Below are 1,656 nucleotides of genomic sequence, written 5' to 3'. Positions count from 1 at the left end.
CGGCCGAGGGCGGCGGCCGGGGAGACGGCCTGTTAGATGGTGCGGTCCGGCTGTGGGAAGCCCGCGGTCTACTGCCGCAGCACGGCCGGGTCGCCGCCGTGGGCGACCTCGGTGGCGTAGTACTTGTACCAGTAGGCGTTGGCCAGCACGATGTCCGCGCCGCGGGCCGCGGCCAGATCCAGCGACAACTGCATGGCGTGGAACAGGAAGTGCGCCCGGCTCAGCGGCGTGAGCATGCTCAGGTAGCCGTAGATCTCCGAGGGCTCGCGCCACGGCAGCTTCGAGGACACCTTCGGGTCGAGGAAGGCGTCCCAGATGGTCACCGCGGCCACGGACTGGCCGCGGGCCTCGAATTCGGCGGCGATCCGCGCCACCTGCGTCGTCTTGCCCGAGCCGTCGCCTCCCGCGATGCAGATCAGGCGTTTGCGTGCGGTCAGGGGATCATCGCCTTTCGGTGCGGGGCGCCGCGCGGGCGTCGGTTCGGTTTCCGCGCCGGAAGCCGCTGCCTCCTGGGCGGTTTCGTCGGCAGGCGACAGGACGGTGACCACACCGGTCGACCCGTCGACGCGGATGCGCTGCCCGGATCGGATGGCGGAGGTGGCCCCGGCGACGTTGAGCACGGCGGGGATCCCGTACTCGCGCCCGATCACCGCCGCGTGCGAGAGCATTCCGCCGACCTCGGTGACCACGGCGGCGACCAGCCCGAGGGCCGGCGTCCAGCCGGGATCGGTGAAGCGGGTGACCAGGATGTCGCCCTCGCGCAGCCGGTCGATGTCGGCGAGCGAGGTGATGACCCTGGCCACGCCCTCGGCCACGCCGGGGCTGCACCCGAGCCCGCTCAGGTCACCCTCGCCGATCTCGCGGACCGCGCCGACGGTCACGCCGCCGCCCAGCTCGTGCGGCGGGGTCAGGTCGCGGTAACCCTGGTACATGGCCCGCCGGTAGGCGATCTCGCCGCTCAGATCGGCGATGCCGACGCGCCCGGCCACCAGGTCGGTGAGTTCGTGGATGGTCAGCTGGAAGACGTCGTCGGCGTCGTCGAGGACACCCGCCGCGGCCAGCCGCGCGCCCGCCTCCACCACGTAGGCCCGCACGACGGCATAGCACTGGGAGGAGAACTCGCGCATCCGTTCCCTGGCCACCAGGTAGCGCCGCATCCGGTCGACGTGCTTGTCGACCGCCTTGGCGAACTTCCACCGGGTCAGCGGGGTGGCGCGCACCCTGGCCCGCACGGCGGCCAGCTCGTCCTCGTAACGTCTGCGCTGCTCGACCAGGGTCACGTCGGGGTCGGCGGGCGGGGTGCCGTGCTCGAGCATGGCGGCGATCATCGCCCTGACCCGCTCGGGCGCCTCCGACCAGCGCGGGCAGGTGAGATCGAGTTCGGCGTCGGCGTGGAAGCCCTGCTCGGCGAGGAACTCCGCCAGCGCGGCGTCCCATGCCGGGCTGTCGAGGCCGTGTTCGCGCGCGGTGGCGTGCAGCCCGAGGATCGCCCGTTGCAGCGCCATGTGGCTGATGTCGGCCAGGCCGCCCATCAGGTCGATCGCCGATGTCGCGGCGCCGGGGGGGGGGGGGGGCGTTTGGAGGGGGGGGGTGGTATTGGGTTTGTGGGGGGTGTTGGTGGTTGTGGGGGTGTATTTTTTGGGGGGGGGGGGGGGG

The 1,656-nt window shown here is 72.4% G+C and carries 1 protein-coding gene; it reads right to left on the bottom strand.

What is annotated here, in order from left to right:
• Positions 1-68: 68 nt before the first annotated feature.
• A partial coding sequence (locus tag QH283_RS01245; RefSeq protein ID WP_280501177.1) for a PEP-utilizing enzyme occupies positions 69-1,656 on the bottom strand: 1,588 nt, incomplete at its 5' end.

Source organism: Nocardia farcinica, assembly GCF_029867845.1.
Taxonomy (GTDB): Bacteria; Actinomycetota; Actinomycetes; order Mycobacteriales; family Mycobacteriaceae; genus Nocardia; species Nocardia farcinica_A.
The sequence above is the reverse complement of the archived record's forward strand: the minus strand, read 5'-3'. Positions and strand labels throughout refer to the sequence as shown.